The sequence below is a fragment of the Pseudomonas sp. R37(2017) genome (genome assembly GCF_002113375.1).
GTDB lineage: Bacteria > Pseudomonadota > Gammaproteobacteria > Pseudomonadales > Pseudomonadaceae > Aquipseudomonas.
The window spans coordinates 104,562-120,371 of record NZ_NEHO01000001.1 but is presented as its reverse complement, the minus strand read 5'-3'; the positions used below and the strand labels follow the sequence as shown (position 1 = coordinate 120,371).

Below are 15,810 nucleotides of genomic sequence, written 5' to 3'. Positions count from 1 at the left end.
AGGGACGAGCACGCTAGGTGAGGCGATAAGGGAGATAAATCAGACGTTTCTTTATCCGGTGTAGGTTTGCTCTGTCATCAAGTCACCTGATGATTGGCGAGTGAAAATGATCCCCCCCACCGGCTATTTGAGCAATAACTGAAACGCCTCAACCGGCAACGGCTGACTGTGCAAATACCCCTGGTAGAAGTGGCAGTCCAAGCCCTGCAAGAACTCCAGTTGCTCTGCTGTTTCCACCCCTTCGGCAATCACCTTCAAGTCCAGGCTGTGGGCCATGGCGACGATGGCGCGGATGATTTCGGCGTCGTTCGGGTCGCTGGTGGCGTCGCGGATGAATGACTGGTCGATTTTCAGGGTGTCGACCGGCAAACGCTTGAGGTGGGTCAGGGAGGAATAGCCGGTGCCGAAGTCGTCCATGGCGAAGCTCACGCCGAGTTTTTTCAGGCGGCGCATTTTGTTGATGGTGTCTTCCAGGTTATGGATCACGATGCCTTCGGTGATTTCCAGTTTCAGCAACGTGCAGGGCAGCCCGTGGGTGGCGAGGCTGTTTTCGACCCGTTCGACGAAATCGTTCTGGCGGAACTGGCGCGGGCTGATGTTCACGCACAGGCTGAATTTGTATGGATTGACCAGGCCGTCGTCGATCAATTGCCTGAAGGCCTGGCAGGCTTCGTCGAGGATCCAGGTGCCGACTTCCAGAATCAGTCCGCTGTCTTCCAGTACCTTGATGAACTCGGCGGGTGACTGCGCACCGAGGTCTGGGTGATTCCATCGCACCAGGGCTTCGGCACCGACGATGCGGTCACCCCGGGCGTCGACCTGAGGTTGGTAATGCACGCGAAATTCACCCCGGGAAAGCGCAAGGCGCAAGTCGGTTTCCATGCGCAGGCGTTCGCTCGCGGCCTTCTGCATGGTCTTTTGGTACATCTGTGCGGTATTGCGGCCCGAGTCCTTGGCGCGATAGAGCGCGATGTCGGCGCGCTTGAGCAGGTCGGTCGGGGTCGAGCCGTGATCGGGAATCAGTGCGATACCGATACTTGGCGTCACCTGCAGGCGCTGGCCGTCGAGGAACATCGGTTCGGACAGCAGTTCGCGGATGGTGTCGGCCAATTCGCGAACCTGATCGCTGACCTCGCTGCGCGAACCTTCGAGGCCGCTGAGCAGCACCACGAATTCGTCACCGCCCAGGCGCGCGACGGTGTCCTCCATGCGTACGCTGGCCTCCAGGCGCGCTGTGATGATTTTCAGCACGGTATCGCCCACCGGGTGCCCGAGGGAGTCGTTGATGTGCTTGAAATGGTCGAGGTCGAGGAACATCAGTGCGCCGCGCAGGTTATGCCGCTTGAGCAGGGCGATTTGCTGGCTCAGGCGATCCATCAGCAGGGCGCGGTTGGGCAGATTGGTCAGTGGGTCGTGGTAGGCCAGGTGGCGAATCTGCGCTTCGGCGTTTTTCAGCAGGCTGACATCTCGCGCGGTCAGCAGCAGGCAGGCGGTTTCGTTGAGGGTGATCGGCTCCACCGACACTTCGACGGTGAGCAGTTCGCCGCGCTTGTTGCGCCCGAGCATTTCCAGGTGATGAACCCGCCCCTTGATCTGCAATTCCGCCAGCAGCGCCGAGCGTTGTTTTTCTTCGGCCCAGATCCCGACCTGGTACACCGTGCGGCCTACCACTTCCTCTGCGCGGTAACCGGTCAGACGGCAGAAACCATCGTTGACCTCCAGATAGCGTCCGGTGTCGCGCTCGGTGATGGTGATGGCGTCGGGGCTGGAGTGGAAGGCCTTGGCGAATTTCTCTTCACTGGCCTTGAGCGCCGCTTCCGAGCGCTGTTGCTGGGTGATGTCGCGCAGCGTGGTGACGATGCAGGACTGGTCGCCGACGCTGATCTGGCGGCTGGAAATCACGCAGGTCAGAACCTGTCCGTCCTTGTGGCGGACGAGAATGGCCACGTTGTTCAGGCCTTGTTCGCGGATCACTTGTTCGATCCGTCGCAGGCTTTTCGCCGAGGCGTCCCACAGGCCGATTTCGTCGGCGCTGCGGCCAATCACATCGGCGGTACTCCAGCCGAAGATCTGGGTGAAGCTGGAGTTGATTTCAATGAACTGGCCAGAGTCCTGGCGGGTGACGCAGATCGGATCGGGACTGACCTGAAACAGCGTGGCGAATTTTTCTTCGGAGGCAACCAATCGTTGTTCGCGCTCCACCTGGTCGGTGATGTCCAGCAAGGTGCCGGCCATGCGCACCGGCACACCGTTGTCATCGCGGTAGAGACGGGCACGGCTTTCCAGGTAGCGCGAACTGCCGTCGGGCAATTGCACGCGATAGGTCAATTGGTAGTTGCCGGCCGGGCCTTCACGCAGGCTGCGGTACGCGTCGCGCATGGTGTCGCGTTCTTCGTCGGGCACGCCTTCGAAGAATTCGTCGAAGGATTCGTGAAAGGGTTTGGCGTCCAGGCCGTGCAGTTGGGCGGCCCGTGCCGATCCGTAGAGCATGCCGCTGGGAATGTGCCAGTCCCAGGTGCCGAGTTGCGCCGAGTCCAGGGCCAGGTCGAGGCGTTCCTGGCTGTCCTTGAGGGCCTGTTCGGCGATTTTGCGTTCGGTGGTGTCAAGGAAGGTACTCAGCAGATAGGGCTGGCCTTCGAGCTCGACCTTTTGCGCACTGAGGATGCCATCGTGGATCTGGCCGTTGCTGGCACGAAATTGCACTTCCATGCTGACCAGGTCGCCTTTGGCTTTGGTGGCCTTGATCAGTTCGGCCCGTTGTTCGGGGTGCACCCACAGCCCCAGTTCCAGGGTGGTGCGACCAATGGCGTTTTGCACCGGCCAGCCGAACAGGCTTTCGAAATACTGGTTGGCTTCGGAGATCAGGCCGTCTTCCTGGCGGGTCAGCAGGACCATGTTCGGGCACAGGTGAAACAGGGTGGCGAAGCGTTTTTCGGAACTGCTCAGTGCTTGTTCACGCTGGCGCTGGTGGGTAATTTCACGGATCACACCGATCATCCGTGGCCTGCCGTGCTTGTCCGGCAACAGGCTGCCGCTGATCTCCAGCCAGTGCAGGCTGCCATCGGGCCAGCGAATGCGGTGGTGCATCATTTGTTCCAGCGGCGCGCCAGCGATGACCGCGTGGAACGCGCGAATGGTTTTCGCGCGATCTTCCGGAGGCAACAGGTCGATGTATTCCAGGTCCGCTGGCAACGGTTTGTGGGGGTCGAAGCCGAACAGCGCCTGCGTACCCCGCGACCAGCTGATCTGCCCGCGCTCGATGTCCCAATACCAGGCACCCAGGCGCGCGCCGTTGAGCGCGGCCAACAATTGCGAGGCACTCTCCCAGCTCTGTTCGGAGTGTTGCGGGTCAAGTGCCTGTATGCGCGGCATGGGTGGAATACGATCAACAGATTTGGGCATTGGCAAGCCTTAGGCTGAATGGGCGTTTTGCACAGGAGTTCGCGGCTCTATAGGAGTAGCACAAGTCAGCCTTGAGTCCCTGGCGAATCGAGTTGAGCGTCCAGCAGGGCCATGAAGGCCCGGGCAGCATTCGACAGCGTCCTTTCCGTGTGCAGGATATAGCCTAGCTGGCGAGTGAGCTGTATGCCCGGCAAAGGTATGCGCGCCACCTGATCGTCGAGCATGGTGCGCGGCAAAACACTCCAGGCCAGGCCGATCGAGACCATCATCTTGATGGTTTCCAGGTAGTTGGTGCTCATGGCGATGTTGGGGGTGAGGCCCTGGGCCTCGAACAGCCGCTGCACAATATGGTGGGTAAAGGTATTGCCGCCGGGGAATACCGCCGGGTGTCGGGCAATGTCCGCCAGGCTGACCTTGCCGTTGTTGAGCAGTGAGTGCTCCGGGGCGACCACGAAATCCAGCGGGTCGTCCCACACCGGGGTGGCCTTGACCAGCGCATGGGGCTCCGGCGCCAGGGTGATGACCGCCAGTTCGGCGCGGCCATGGAGAATTTCCTCGTAGGCCACTTCCGAATCGAGGAACTGAATATCCAGCGCCACTTGTGGGTAGCGTCGGGTGAATTCCCTCAACAAGGGGGGCAAACGATGCAGGCCGATGTGGTGACTGGTGGCCAGGGTCAGACGGCCGGTCACTTCGCCGGTGAGGTTGGTCAGGGCGCGGCGCGTATCATCGAGGACATTCAGAATCTGGTAGGCCCGCGGCAGCAGGGCGCGCCCGGCCTCGGTCAGGCCCACTTCACGACCCAGGCGATCGAACAGTCGCACCTTCAATTGCTGCTCCAGCCCGGCGATGCGCTTGCTGATGGCTGGCTGGGTCAGGTGCAGCCGTTCCCCGGCGCCGGAGAAGCTTCCGGTCTCGGCGATGGCAATAAATGCATTGAGGTTGGCCAGGTCCATGGTTGCATTCCAGTTAGTTATTCAAAGCATAAAAAATATGAATTTGAGTTATTTAATGTAACCCCATAGGATCAGCCTCACAAGCCAAAGGGTTATTGAGTCACTCAAGACCCAGGGCATAGAAACAAGCTGATGAGGAAACCGTCTGATGGCCGGCAAAACGCTCTACGACAAGCTCTGGGATTCGCATTTGGTCAAGCAGCGCGACGATGGCTCTGCGCTGATCTACATCGATCGTCACATCATTCACGAAGTGACCTCGCCGCAAGCCTTCGAAGGCCTGCGTCTGGCCGGGCGCAAGCCATGGCGTATCGATGCCAACATCGCGACCCCGGACCACAACGTACCGACCACGCCGGAACGCAAGGGTGGCATCGATGCCATCGTCGACCAGGTTTCGCGTCTGCAAGTGCAAACCCTCGATGACAACTGTGACGAATACGGCATCGTCGAATTCAAGATGAACGACGTTCGCCAGGGCATCGTCCACGTCATCGGCCCGGAGCAGGGCGCCACCTTGCCGGGCATGACCGTGGTCTGCGGCGATTCCCACACCTCGACCCATGGCGCATTCGGCGCATTGGCTCACGGTATCGGCACCTCCGAGGTCGAGCATGTGCTCGCTACCCAGTGCCTGGTCGCCAAAAAGATGAAAAACATGTTGGTGCGCGTCGAGGGCCAATTGCCGTTCGGCGTGACCGCCAAGGACATCGTGCTCGCCGTGATCGGCAAGATCGGTACCGCCGGCGGTAACGGCCACGCCATCGAGTTTGCCGGCAGCGCGATTCGCGAGCTGTCCGTCGAAGGCCGCATGACCATCTGCAACATGTCCATCGAAGCCGGCGCTCGCGTAGGCCTGGTGGCGGCGGACGAAAAAACCGTGGAATACGTCAAGGGCCGTCCGTTCGCTCCGAAAGGCGCGGAATGGGACCTGGCTGTCGAAGCCTGGAAAGACCTGGTTTCTGACGCTGATGCCGTGTTTGATACCGTGGTCGAGCTCGATGCCGCGCAAATCAAGCCGCAAGTCAGCTGGGGCACCTCGCCGGAAATGGTCCTGGCGGTCGATCAGAACGTGCCGGATCCTGCGCAGGAAATGGACCTGGTCAAGCGCGACTCCATCGTTCGTGCCTTGAAGTACATGGGGTTGACCGCCAATCAGGCGATTACCGACATTCAGCTTGACCGCGTGTTCATCGGTTCCTGCACCAACTCGCGGATCGAAGACCTGCGTGCCGCAGCCGTGATCGCCAAGGGCCGCAAAGTAGCCTCGACCATCAAACAGGCGATCGTGGTGCCGGGTTCGGGTCTGGTGAAGGCGCAGGCCGAATCTGAAGGCCTGGACAAGATTTTCCTCGAGGCCGGTTTCGAATGGCGGGAGCCAGGTTGCTCGATGTGTCTGGCGATGAACCCGGACCGTTTGGAGTCCGGCGAGCATTGCGCGTCGACCTCCAACCGTAACTTCGAAGGCCGTCAGGGCGCCGGTGGTCGTACCCACCTCGTCAGCCCGGCCATGGCCGCCGCCGCCGCTGTGAACGGTCGTTTCGTCGACGTCCGTGAATTGATTTAAAGGAGCGCAGCATGAAAGCTTTCACCCAGCACACTGGTCTTGTCGCGCCTTTGGATCGTGCCAACGTCGACACTGACCAGATCATCCCCAAGCAGTTCTTGAAATCGATCAAGCGCACCGGTTTCGGTCCGAACCTGTTCGATGAATGGCGCTACCTGGATGTGGGGCAGCCTTATCAGGACAACTCCAAGCGTCCGCTGAACAAGGACTTCGTGCTCAACGCCGAACGTTACCAGGGCGCCAGCGTATTGCTGGCCCGCGAGAACTTCGGTTGCGGTTCCAGTCGCGAGCACGCGCCGTGGGCGCTGGAAGAGTACGGTTTCCGCAGCATCATCGCGCCGAGCTATGCCGACATCTTCTTCAACAACAGCTTCAAGAACGGCTTGCTGCCGATCATCTTGAGCGATGAAGAAGTCGATGAGCTGTTCAAGCAGGTCGAGGCCGATCCGGGTTATCAGTTGCAGATCGATCTGCAAGCCCAGACCGTCACCCGTCCTGACGGCAAGGTGTTGAGCTTTGAAATCGATGCCTTCCGCAAGCATTGCCTGCTCAATGGCCTGGATGATATCGGCCTGACCTTGCAGGATGGCGATGCGATCGCGGCGTTTGAAGCCAGGCACCGCGCGAGCCAGCCGTGGTTGTTTCGCGACGCTTGAATGATCCGAGATTGATGTAGTCAGGGCCGGCCTCTTCGCGGGCAAGCCCGCTCCCACATTGGATTTGTGGCGTATACAAAACCCCTGTGGGAGCGGGCTTGCTCGCGAAGACGGCAGCTCGGACGACACACGGCTAAACCCAATAAGGAAGTCCCCATGACCACCAGCACCGCCCAGCACACCCAGGTAGTCCAGAAGCAATTCGGTGAACAGGCCGCGGCCTATCTGAGCAGCGCCGTACACGCTCAAGGCACTGAATTCGCGCTGCTCCAGGCTGAGCTGGCGGGGCAGGGCGGTGCCCGGGTCCTGGACCTTGGTTGCGGCGCCGGTCACGTGAGTTTTCATGTGGCGCCGCTGGTCAAGGAAGTGGTGGCCTATGACCTGTCGCAGCAGATGCTCGATGTCGTAACCGCTGCGGCTGTCGATCGTGGCCTGAGCAACGTCACCACGGTCAACGGCGCCGCCGAGCGCCTGCCGTTCGCCGATGGCGAGTTCGATTTCGTCTTCAGCCGTTATTCGGCGCATCATTGGAGCGATCTGGGTGTGGCGTTGCGGGAAGTGCGCCGGGTGTTGAAGCCCGGTGGTGTCGCGGCGTTCATCGATGTGTTGTCGCCGGGCAGCCCGCTGTTCGACACTTACCTGCAAAGTGTCGAAGTGCTGCGCGACACCAGCCATGTGCGCGATTATTCCGCTGGCGAGTGGTTGCGCCAGGTCAGCGAGGCGGGGTTGCACACGCGCAGCACCATCCGTCAGCGCCTGCGGTTGGAGTACAGCAGTTGGGTCGAGCGCATGCGCACGCCAGAAGTGATGCGCGCCGCGATCCGCGCTTTGCAGCAGTCCATGGGCAACGAAGTACGCGAATATTTTGAGATTGAGGCCGATGGTTCGTTCAGTACCGATGTACTGGTGCTGATGGCTGAGCGATAAGGGTTTCAAGAAAGACTTTTTCCGGGCGCGCCCACGGGCGCACCGACTGATGACATGAGGAAAGCATGAGCAAGCAGATTCTGATTCTCCCAGGTGACGGTATTGGCCCGGAAATCATGGCCGAAGCGGTCAAGGTACTGGAATTGGCCAGCGACAAGTTCGCCCTGGGCTTCGAGCTGAGCCACGACGTAATCGGTGGCGCCGCCATCGACAAGCACGGCGTACCGCTGGCTGACGAGACCCTGGAGCGTGCCCGCGCGGCCGATGCCGTATTGCTGGGGGCCGTTGGCGGTCCGAAATGGGATGCCATCGAGCGTGACATTCGCCCTGAGCGCGGCCTGCTGAAAATCCGTGCACAACTGGGCTTGTTCGGCAATCTGCGTCCGGCGATCCTGTATCCGCAGCTGGCCGAGGCTTCCAGCCTGAAAGCGGAAATCGTTTCCGGCCTGGATATCCTCATCGTTCGCGAGCTGACTGGCGGCATCTACTTCGGCGCGCCACGCGGCACCCGTACCTTGGAAAACGGCGAGCGTCAGTCCTACGACACGCTGCCCTACAGCGAAAGCGAAATCCGCCGTATTGCCCGTGTCGGTTTCGACATGGCCATGGTCCGCGGCAAGAAGCTGTGCTCGGTGGACAAGGCCAACGTACTGGCCTCCAGCCAGTTGTGGCGTGAAATCGTCGAGGAAGTGGCCAAGGATTACCCGCAAGTCGAACTGAGCCACATGTACGTCGACAACGCCGCCATGCAGTTGGTGCGCGCACCGAAGCAGTTCGACGTGATCGTCACCGACAACATGTTCGGCGACATCCTGTCCGACCAGGCCTCGATGCTCACCGGTTCCATCGGCATGTTGCCGTCGGCGTCCCTGGACACCAACAATAAAGGCATGTACGAGCCGTGCCACGGTTCGGCGCCGGACATCGCGGGCAAGGGCATTGCCAACCCGCTGGCGACCATTTTGTCGGTGTCGATGATGTTGCGTTACAGCTTCAACCAGCAGGCTGCGGCCGATGCCATCGAGAAAGCCGTCAGCCTGGTGCTGGATCAGGGCTTGCGTACCGGTGACATCTGGTCGGCCGGTTGCACTAAAGTCGGTACGCAGGAAATGGGCGACGCAGTAGTCGCCGCGCTGCGGAATCTGTAATCTCTCGGGCCCGCTGCCAAATTCAAGACAAGGCAGCGGCCCACATTTCAAGAAGGTGTAGTTGCGATGAAACGTGTAGGTCTGATCGGTTGGCGCGGTATGGTCGGTTCCGTGCTCATGCAGCGGATGCTGGAAGAGCAGGATTTTGATCTCATCGAGCCGGTGTTTTTCACCACTTCCAATGTCGGTGGCCAAGGCCCGTCCGTGGGCAAGGACATTGCTCCGCTCAAGGACGCTTACAGCATTGAAGAGCTGAAAACCCTCGACGTGATTCTGACCTGCCAGGGTGGCGACTACACCAGCGAAGTCTTCCCCAAACTGCGCGAAGCCGGCTGGCAGGGTTACTGGATCGACGCCGCTTCCAGCCTGCGCATGCAGGATGACGCGGTGATCGTTCTGGATCCGGTGAACCGCAAGGTCATCGACCAGCAACTGGACGCCGGTACCAAGAACTACATCGGCGGCAACTGCACCGTCAGCCTGATGCTGATGGGCCTGGGTGGCCTGTTCGAAGCTGGCCTGGTGGAGTGGATGAGCGCCATGACTTATCAGGCGGCCTCCGGTGCCGGCGCGCAGAACATGCGTGAACTGATCAAGCAAATGGGCGCGACCCACGCTTCTGTCGCCGATCAACTGGCCGATCCGGCCAGCGCGATCCTCGACATCGACCGTCGTGTTGCCGAAGCCATGCGCAGCGACGCGTACCCGACCGAAAACTTCGGCGTACCGCTGGCCGGCAGCCTGATCCCGTGGATCGACAAGGAACTGCCGAACGGCCAGAGCCGCGAAGAGTGGAAGGCCCAGGCCGAGACCAACAAGATCCTCGGTCGCTTCAAGAGCCCGATCCCGGTCGACGGTATCTGCGTGCGCATCGGCGCCATGCGGTGCCACAGCCAGGCACTGACCATCAAGCTGAACAAAGACGTACCGATCGCCGATATCGAAGGGCTGATCAGCCAGCACAACCCTTGGGTCAAGCTGGTGCCAAACAACCGTGAGACCAGCATTCAGGAACTGAGCCCGAACAAGGTCACCGGCACCCTGAACATCCCGGTTGGCCGTCTGCGCAAGCTGAACATGGGTTCGCAGTTTGTCGGCGCGTTTACCGTCGGCGACCAGTTGCTGTGGGGCGCGGCAGAGCCGCTGCGTCGCATGCTGCGGATCCTGCTCGAGCGTTGATCGATTGAAGCAATGAAAGAACCCGCGCCTTGAAAGAGGTGCGGGTTTTTTTATGGAAAAAATGTTGTCAGGCCCGACGCCTTCGCGAGCAGGCTCGCTCCCACATTGATCGCATTTCCTTGTGGGAGCGAGCCTGCTCGCGAAGGGGCCATTACTTGCGCCACAAGGCCCGGCAGAATTGCCTGCATGCCACCCACCCGGTAAAGTGCCGCTCCCGCCGTTTCGCCAGAGGTCAAACCATGAGCCAGTCCATTGATATTGCCGTGATCGGCGCCACCGGTACTGTCGGCGAAACGCTCGTGCAGATTCTCGAAGAGCGCGATTTCCCGATCGGCGCTCTGCACCTGCTGGCCAGCAGTGAATCCGCTGGCAGTTCGGTGCTGTTTCGTGGCAAGAACGTGCGAGTGCGGGAAGTCGATGAGTTCGACTTCAGCAAAGTGCAATTAGCTTTTTTTGCCGCCGGCCCGGCGGTTTCCTTGAGTTTTGCTTCCCGCGCGACAGATGCCGGTTGCTCGGTGATCGATCTTTCCGGTGCCTTGCCGGCGGAAAAGGCGCCGCAGGTCGTGCCCGAGGCCAACGCCCAAGTGCTGGCAGGCTTGAAAAAGCCCTTTCTGGTCAGCAGTCCAAGCCCGTCGGCCACCACGCTGGCGGTGGTCCTCGCACCATTGCTGGGCTTGCTCGATCTGCAGCGCATCAGCCTGACGGCGAACCTGGCGGTGTCCACCCTGGGCCGTGAAGCCGTGACCGAGTTGGCGCGACAGACTGCTGAACTGCTCAACATGCGTCCGTTGGAGCCGAAATTCTTTGATCGGCAGATGACCTTCAACCTGCTGGCGGAAGTCGGCAAACCGGACGAACAAGGTCACACGCTGCTGGAAAAACGCCTGGTGCGTGAATTGCGCCAGGTCATGGCGCTGCCTTCATTGAAGATTTCCGTCACGTGCATTCAAGCCCCGGTGTTTTTTGGCGATAGCTATAGCGTGACCCTGCAGGCCGCGAGTGAAATCGACCTGGCGAAAATCAATGCGGCGCTGGAGGACGCACCCGGCATCGAGTTGGTAGAGGCTGGCGATTACCCGACGCCGGTGGGCGATGCTGTAGGGCAGGATGTGGTCTACATCGGTCGGGTTCGCCATGGGATCGACGACCTGTCGGAACTTAATTTGTGGCTGACGTCAGATAACGTACGCAAAGGCACTGCGCTCAACGCTGTGCAGCTGGCCGAGTTGTTGATAAAAGACCTGCTGTAAAAGATACTTCGCAACAATTTGTCGAATGATTCCGGGCGAGCCTATGCTTGCCGGAGTGCTGAAGGCGAGCCACTCTGCGGGGCTTTCCGGGCATTAATGAATAGACCGCGCGCGACGACCCTCGCCGTTGTGCGCAATGCCTTGCGGCAGCGGTTATCAATACCTTCTCGCTGGCCGAGGAATGTTCAAACTAAGGATGAGCTAATGGTTCAAGTTCGCAAACTGGTGTTAGCAATAGCGGCCGCCTCGGCGCTGTCCTCCGGTATGGCGCATGCCCTCGGGCTCGGGGAGTTGACCCTGAAATCGACGCTCAACCAGCCTCTGGTGGCAGAAATCGAGCTGCTCGATGTCAAGGATCTCACGGCTGCCGAAGTGGTGCCGAGCCTGGCTTCGCCGGAAGATTTCGCCAAGGCCGGTGTCGACCGCCAGGCGTTTCTCAATGACTTGACCTTCACCCCGGTGCTGAACGCCAGCGGTAAAAGCATCCTGCGCGTGACTTCCAGCAAGCCACTCTCTGAGCCCATGGTGAAGTTCCTGGTTCAGGTCATGTGGCCCAATGGTCGTTTGCTGCGTGACTACAGTGTGCTGCTCGATCCATCGAAATTCTCAACGCAAACCGCCGAGGCGGCTGCGCAGCCCGCACCGACTTCAACGGTTGCCGCGCCGGTGACCGGTGCGACCAAGCCGTCCCAGTACACCACCACGCCGCGCGATACCCTGTGGGAAATCGCCGCGAAGGCGCGTAATGGCGGTTCGATCCAGCAAACCATGCTGGCCATCCAGGCGCTGAACCCGGACGCCTTCATTGACGGCAACATCAACCGCCTGAAAACCGGCCAGGTGTTGCGTCTGCCGGATCAGGTGCAAAGCACCGGCCTGTCGCAGCCCAAGGCCATTGCCGAAGTAGCCGCGCAGAACAAGGCCTGGCGTCAGGGTCGCCGTTATGTGGCGAAACCAGGGGCAGGGCAGCAACAGCTTGATGCCACCAATCGCGCTCGTACCGAGGGTGCTCCGGCGCAAGCGTCCAGTGACAAGCTGAGCCTGGTTTCTGCCGAGTCTGGCAAGAACCGTGGCAAAGGAGCTGCCGGCGATGCCAAGGCCCTGAGCAACAAGTTGGCGGTAACCCAGGAGAGCCTCGATGCCAGTCGTCGTGATAACGCCGAGCTGAAAAGTCGCGTAGCCGATCTGCAAAGCCAGATGGACAAGCTGCAACGCCTGATCGAGCTGAAGAACAACCAGCTGGCCAAGTTGCAGGCCGAGGGCGCCAATGCTGCGCCAGCTGCCGCGACGGCTCCGGCGATGTCGGCCGAGCTGACACCCAATCCGGCAACGCCTGCTCCGACAGAAGCGGCACCGGTTGCCCCTGCGCCAGCGCCCGAGGCTACTCCGGCGCCGGCCGAGAAGCCTCTCGAAGCGACCCCCACGGCATCCGACGATCAGAAATTCAATGAGTTGCTGACCAATCCGGTGCTGTTGGGGCTGATGGGCGGCGGTGTGGTGGTGCTGTTGCTCCTGCTGCTGTTGCTGGCGCGTCGTCGCAAGGCCCAGCAAGAAGCCGAGAAGCATCTGCGCATGGCCCGTGCCCTGGCTGAAGAGCCGCCGTTCTCGGCCGATCTCGATCTGCCGGAAAGCAGCTTCGAAGGCCTGGAAGTGCCACCGCCGAGCGTGAAGCTGGCAACTGCACCGACGCCAGCTCCCGCACCCGCGCCGGTGGTTGCTCCGGTGGTGATGACCACGCCGATTGCCGCGCCATTGGTGGCGCCGGCTGCCGAGCGTTCCGACGACGTGCTGGGCCAGGCTCAGTCGCACATCAATGCCGGTCGTTTGAACCAGGCCGCCGCGTTGCTGGAGGACGGTGTCAAGCAAGAGCCTCAGCGCAGCGACTTGCGCCTGAAACTGATGGAAGTCTACGGCCAGCAAGGCGACCGCGATGCCTTTGTCGGCCAGGAGCGTAAGCTGGTGGCCAATGGCGACAACTACGCCCAGGTTGAAAAACTCAAAAGTCGTTTCCCGGCCATGGCGCTGGTGGCTGCCGGCGGCATTGCCGCGGCCGCCGTTGCTGCCGAGCTGGACGCGCAATACGTCAAGGATCTGCTGCTTGACGAGCCGCAAGTGCCGGAGCCAGCTTCCGCGCCGCTGGAGGACGATCTCGACAGCGCCTTCGACCTGAGCCTGGATGATCTGGACTCGATTACGCCGGTGGCGCCTGCACCTGCGCCGGAGCCTGAAGTGACCGCGCTGGCGGATCTGGACGAGTTCCCGCTGGACGACGATCTGAGTTTCGGCTCGGTGTTGCAGCAACAGACTGAAATCAAGGAAAGCCTCGACGATCTGTCGGACTTCGATCTGGACCTGGATCTCGGTGCGGAGCCGTCACCGGCGATGCTGGCTGAAGACGATTTCCTGCTGGATCTGGATGAGGGCGTGAAGGATTTTCCTGCCGCCCAACCCCCAGTCGTTCCCGAGATCGCTCTGGATGATCTGGAGCTGCCGGCCGATTTCGATCTGTCGCTGGCCGACGAAATGCAAGTGCCGGATGTGCCGGACGCGTTCGCGGCGGAGCTGGAGGACGTCCACGCCGAGCTGGAGAGCCTGTCCAGCAGTCTCGGCGAGCCGACGTTTACCGAGGCTGATGCCGCACTCGATGGCGACGATGACTTCGACTTCCTCTCGGGTACCGACGAAGCGGCCACCAAGCTCGACCTGGCTCAGGCCTATATCGACATGGGCGACAGCGATGGCGCCCGCGACATCCTCAATGAGGTCGTGAGCGAAGGCAATGCCGAGCAGAAGAGCGAAGCCAGGGAGATGCTTTCGCGCCTGGCTTGAGTGATCGGTATGTTGTGAACAGAACGGCAGTCCATTGAGGCTGCCGTTTTTGTTTGGTCGATGAGTCGATGTCGCCTGTCGTGGCTTCGCAGGCTTTTTGAGCGCCACAGAACCCTGTGGGAGCGGGCTTGCCCGCGATGAGGGCGGAACAGTCAAAGGAGATCTCTCTGGCATCCCCGCCCGGCGGCCTTATAATGCCCGCCTTTGGTACACAGCAGGCTGTCCTTCCTTGGCAAATATAGATAACCCGGCCGCCGAAATGGCAGCCGACGGCTTTTTCCGGATCGCGCTGGGCGTCGAATACAAAGGCTCGCGCTACCGCGGCTGGCAGCGCCAGGCGTCCGGGGTCCTCACCGTGCAGGAAACCCTCGAAAACGCCTTGTCCAAAGTCGCTGACTCACCCGTTTCGCTGATGTGCGCCGGGCGTACCGACGCCGGGGTGCATGCCTGCGGGCAGGTGGTGCATTTCGATACCCAGGTCGAGCGTTCGATGAAGGCCTGGACCATGGGCGCCAACATCAACTTGCCCCACGACGTCAGCGTCAGCTGGGCCAAGGTCATGCCGGCGCATTTCCACGCGCGGTTCAAGGCCATTGCCCGGCGTTATCGCTACGTGATCTACAACGATCAGATCCGCCCGGCGCACCTGAACGAAGAGGTGACCTGGAACCACCGCCCGCTGGACGTCGAACGCATGGCCGAGGCCGCCCAGTACCTGCTCGGTATCCATGATTTCAGCGCATTCCGCGCTGGCCAGTGCCAGGCCAAGTCGCCAATCAAGGAGTTGCATCACCTGCGCGTCACCCGCCACGGCAAGATGATCGTGCTGGATATTCGCGCCAACGCCTTTCTGCATCACATGGTGCGCAACATTGCCGGCGTGCTGATGACCATCGGCGCCGGCGAGCGTCCGGTGGAGTGGATGAAAGAGGTGCTTGAGAGCCGGATTCGCCGGACCGGTGGCGTGACGGCGCATCCATTCGGTCTGTATCTGGTGCAGGTCGAGTACCGTGACGAGTTCGAATTGCCCGAGCGTTACATCGGTCCACACTTCCTGACCGGCTTCTCGGAACTTGGCGGCTGACGCCCTCGAATGCTTTTGTTACCATCCGGGACTTTCCCGGATTTGTCTTGGAGTTGTATCGACATGTCAGCCGTTCGCAGCAAGATCTGTGGGATTACCCGCATAGAGGATGCGTTGGCAGCCGTCGAGGCCGGGGCCGATGCCATCGGATTGGTGTTCTACGCCAAAAGCCCTCGTGCGGTGACGTTCCAGCAGGCGCGCTCGATTATCCAGGCGCTGCCGCCGTTCGTGACAACCGTGGGCCTGTTCGTCAATGCCAGCCGTTGCGAGCTGGGTGAACTGCTCGATGCGGTGCCCCTGGACTTGCTGCAGTTTCACGGTGATGAAAGCGCGGCGGATTGTGAGGGTTGGCACCGCCCGTACATCAAGGCCCTGCGGGTCAAGGCGGGCGATGACATCGCCGCGGCCTGTGATGCCTATGCAAGTGCCAGCGGAATCTTGCTCGATACCTATGTCGAAGGCGTTCCTGGAGGAACCGGCGAGGCATTTGACTGGTCACTGATACCGCCGAACTTGAGCAAACCGATCATTCTCGCCGGAGGTCTGACGCCGGATAACGTCGCCGAAGCGGTTGCACGCGTTCGGCCATATGCGGTGGATGTCAGTGGCGGGGTAGAGGCGAGCAAGGGCATCAAGGATCACGCAAAGATTCAGGCATTTATCAAAGCGGTACGCGGTAGCACCTGTTGATGTGACGGCTGGCAGACTGCCGCCGTCCACTGCACTGTACAAAGCGGATGCACTGCATGCAGCAGGCAGATCCGAGGGTTTGTGGTTGCACGCAGGTCATGTTTCGCGCTGACCGTGGCAGT

11 protein-coding genes are annotated in these 15,810 nt (G+C 60.9%); 9 read left to right on the top strand and 2 right to left on the bottom strand.

The annotated features are described in order from the left end of the window. Positions 1 to 123 precede the first annotated feature (123 nt). Positions 124 to 3,402, bottom strand: coding sequence for a PAS domain S-box protein (locus tag CAG47_RS00580; protein WP_085722991.1), 3,279 nt, complete (start codon positions 3,400 to 3,402; stop codon positions 124 to 126). 65 nt (positions 3,403 to 3,467) lie between these two features. Further along, on the bottom strand, positions 3,468 to 4,358 hold the full coding sequence (locus tag CAG47_RS00575) for a LysR family transcriptional regulator (RefSeq protein WP_085722990.1): 891 nt from the start codon (positions 4,356 to 4,358) through the stop codon (positions 3,468 to 3,470). A 148-nt stretch (positions 4,359 to 4,506) separates the two neighbouring features. Here CAG47_RS00575 and leuC point away from each other — a divergent pair, with 148 nt between their 5' ends. The 9 genes from leuC (at position 4,507) to CAG47_RS00530 (ending at position 15,688) form a co-directional block, all read left to right on the top strand. Further along, on the top strand, positions 4,507 to 5,925 hold the full coding sequence (leuC, locus tag CAG47_RS00570) for a 3-isopropylmalate dehydratase large subunit (protein ID WP_085722989.1): 1,419 nt from the start codon (positions 4,507 to 4,509) through the stop codon (positions 5,923 to 5,925). An 11-nt stretch (positions 5,926 to 5,936) separates the two neighbouring features. Further along, a complete protein-coding gene (gene leuD / locus CAG47_RS00565; RefSeq protein ID WP_085722988.1) occupies positions 5,937 to 6,581 on the top strand; it encodes a 3-isopropylmalate dehydratase small subunit in 645 nt (214 codons plus the stop codon). Positions 6,582 to 6,737: 156 nt separating this feature from the next. Continuing rightward, positions 6,738 to 7,508 carry a class I SAM-dependent methyltransferase gene (locus tag CAG47_RS00560; protein WP_085722987.1) on the top strand — a complete coding sequence of 257 codons (771 nt, stop codon included), beginning with the start codon at positions 6,738 to 6,740 and terminating at the stop codon, positions 7,506 to 7,508. Positions 7,509 to 7,573: 65 nt separating this feature from the next. Next, the gene (gene leuB, locus CAG47_RS00555) at positions 7,574 to 8,656 is read left to right on the top strand and encodes a 3-isopropylmalate dehydrogenase (protein WP_085722986.1); all 1,083 of its coding nucleotides are present in this window, start codon (positions 7,574 to 7,576) and stop codon (positions 8,654 to 8,656) included. A gap of 66 nt (positions 8,657 to 8,722) precedes the next feature. Further along, positions 8,723 to 9,835, top strand: coding sequence for an aspartate-semialdehyde dehydrogenase (gene asd, locus CAG47_RS00550; protein WP_007986960.1), 1,113 nt, complete (start codon positions 8,723 to 8,725; stop codon positions 9,833 to 9,835). Positions 9,836 to 10,074: 239 nt separating this feature from the next. Continuing rightward, complete coding sequence (locus CAG47_RS00545) at positions 10,075 to 11,085, top strand: aspartate-semialdehyde dehydrogenase (protein WP_085722985.1); 1,011 nt, start codon at positions 10,075 to 10,077, stop codon at positions 11,083 to 11,085. A gap of 204 nt (positions 11,086 to 11,289) precedes the next feature. After that, positions 11,290 to 13,914 carry a FimV/HubP family polar landmark protein gene (locus CAG47_RS00540; RefSeq protein WP_085722984.1) on the top strand — a complete coding sequence of 875 codons (2,625 nt, stop codon included), beginning with the start codon at positions 11,290 to 11,292 and terminating at the stop codon, positions 13,912 to 13,914. 259 nt (positions 13,915 to 14,173) lie between these two features. Next, positions 14,174 to 14,998 (top strand): tRNA pseudouridine(38-40) synthase TruA, encoded by an 825-nt coding sequence (gene truA, locus CAG47_RS00535; protein ID WP_085722983.1) that lies wholly within the window; start codon positions 14,174 to 14,176, stop codon positions 14,996 to 14,998. Positions 14,999 to 15,061: 63 nt separating this feature from the next. After that, positions 15,062 to 15,688, top strand: coding sequence for a phosphoribosylanthranilate isomerase (locus tag CAG47_RS00530; protein ID WP_085722982.1), 627 nt, complete (start codon positions 15,062 to 15,064; stop codon positions 15,686 to 15,688). Positions 15,689 to 15,810 lie beyond the last annotated feature (122 nt).